Here is a 1,660-nt window from a genome sequence, read left to right on the forward strand (position 1 = left end):
GTGCTGCGGCGGATCACGGTGTGGGTGTTGGTGGTGGGTGTCGTGGGTGCGGTGGGCTCGGCGGTGTTGGGTCCGTGGGCGGTGCGGGTGTTCTTCGGCGCGGAGGAGGGCTTGTCGTCGGGGTTGATGGGTGCGTTGGGGGTGGGGACGATCCTGCTGATGGTGGCGCAGGTGTTGCAGCCGGCGTTGATCGCGCTGGGCGCGCGGTCCGCGATCACCGGGTCGTGGGTGGTGGGGACGGTGGTGTTGTTGGCGGTGCTGGTGTTGCCGGGGTCGCCGGTGGTGGTGGCGACGGCGGCGCAGTTGGCGGGTCCGTCGCTGGTGGTGGTCGGCATGGGGGTGGGTCTGGCGCGTCGGTTGGCGCGGTTGGGCGCGGCCCAGGCCGTGTGAGTCGCCGGGTGCCGGGCACGAGGCGTGTCGGGCACGGCGGTGTCGGGCACCCAGCGGGGTGAGCCGTGGGGGACGGGGTGTGTGCCGGACCGCGGGTGTCGGCCGCAGGTTCACCCGATGGTGACGATTTGACCTGGTCGTGCGACGGGGGCGTGGGCGCGTTCGGTGGCCTGGGCGGTGGTGAGGGTGTGGCCGACGTGGGTGAGCAGCAGGTGGTGGGCGCCCTGGGCGGCCGCGGCGGCGTCCTCGGGGGAGCAGTGGTGGGGTCCGGTGCCGTCGGCCTCGCAGAGGAACAGGTCCGCGCCGTCGGCCAGCCGGTCCAGGGCGGGGCACGGGCCGGTGTCGCCGGAGTAGGCGAAGACGGTGTCGGCGTGGGTGGCGCGCAGGCCGAACGCGGGCAGTCCGTGGTCCACGGCGTGGCTGGTGAGGGTGAGGTCACCGATGTCGGCGCGGTGGCCGTCGTGCAGTTCGTGGACGACGAACGCGGCTGGGCGGGGTTGGGGGCCGCGCCGGCGAGGAAGGTCTCCAGCCGGTCGGCCAGACCGGGTGGCCCGTAGAGGGCGATGGGGGCGCGTGGTTGTTGGTCCGCGAACAGCAGCGCGTAGTAGTAGGGCAGCAGGTCTGCGGCGTGGTCGGCGTGGGTGTGGGAGATCCAGACCGCGTCGAGCAGGTCGGGGCGGTGGTGGCGTTGCAGCTCGGCGAGCGTGCCGGGGCCGGCGTCGACCCACACGGCGGTGTGCTCGGTGCGCAGCAGGTAGCCGGAGCAGGGGTTGCCGGGGCGCGGGTAGGGCGTGGCGGTGCCCAGGACGGTGAGGCGGAAGGTCACGCGACAGTGTGACCCAGCGCGGGGCGGGTGGTCACGGGGTGGTGTGGCGCAGGACGTGCACGCCCGCCGCCGTTTTCAGGTAGGCCCAGGTCGTGGCGCCGGTGGTGGCGAGGCCCACGTGGGAGGCGGAGGTGCGGGCGAGGTCGTCGGGCAGCGGCACGGCGGTCCAGTCGCGGCCGGTCCAGCGGTGGAAGGCGGGTCTGGTCTCGAAGGAGCCGCGGGTGGCGCGCACGCCCCAGGTCCAGCCGGTGTCGACGCCGTGCAGGCTGAGCCGGTCGGTGTCCTCGGGCGGTGCGACGGCGGTCCAGCGGGTGCCGTCCCAGCGGTGCACGCGCAGGCCTTCGGTGTCGCGGACGTGGCCGAGCCACACGTCGTCGGGTGCGGCGGCGGCGAGTCGGGCGACGTGGCCGCGGTCCAGGCGGGGTCCGGGGACCTCGGTCCAGG

3 protein-coding genes and 2 pseudogenes are annotated in these 1,660 nt (G+C 74.7%); 2 read left to right on the top strand and 3 right to left on the bottom strand.

Annotation, left to right across the window (positions count from 1 at the left end):
* Positions 1-390 (top strand): hypothetical protein (locus AB0G02_RS38960; RefSeq protein ID WP_360805163.1); only part of this gene is annotated, 390 nt, incomplete at its 5' end.
* 110 nt (positions 391-500) lie between these two features.
* On the opposite strand, the gene AB0G02_RS38965 is transcribed toward AB0G02_RS38960, so the two are convergent.
* On the bottom strand, positions 501-803 hold the full coding sequence (locus AB0G02_RS38965; RefSeq protein ID WP_360805166.1) for a hypothetical protein: 303 nt from the start codon (positions 801-803) through the stop codon (positions 501-503).
* 3 nt (positions 804-806) lie between these two features.
* Here AB0G02_RS38965 and AB0G02_RS38970 point away from each other — a divergent pair, with 3 nt between their 5' ends.
* The gene (locus tag AB0G02_RS38970) at positions 807-947 is read left to right on the top strand and encodes a hypothetical protein (RefSeq protein ID WP_360805169.1); all 141 of its coding nucleotides are present in this window, start codon (positions 807-809) and stop codon (positions 945-947) included.
* On the opposite strand, the pseudogene AB0G02_RS38975 reads toward AB0G02_RS38970, so the two are convergent.
* Positions 941-1,216 (bottom strand): annotated as a pseudogene (locus AB0G02_RS38975) (MBL fold metallo-hydrolase); the annotation flags it as partial. The gene AB0G02_RS38970 and the pseudogene AB0G02_RS38975 overlap by 7 nt on opposite strands.
* Before the next feature lie 31 nt (positions 1,217-1,247).
* Positions 1,248-1,660 (bottom strand): annotated as a pseudogene (locus AB0G02_RS38980) (hypothetical protein); the annotation flags it as partial.

This window comes from Actinosynnema sp. NPDC023658 (assembly GCF_040639995.1).
Taxonomy (GTDB): domain Bacteria; phylum Actinomycetota; class Actinomycetes; order Mycobacteriales; family Pseudonocardiaceae; genus Actinosynnema.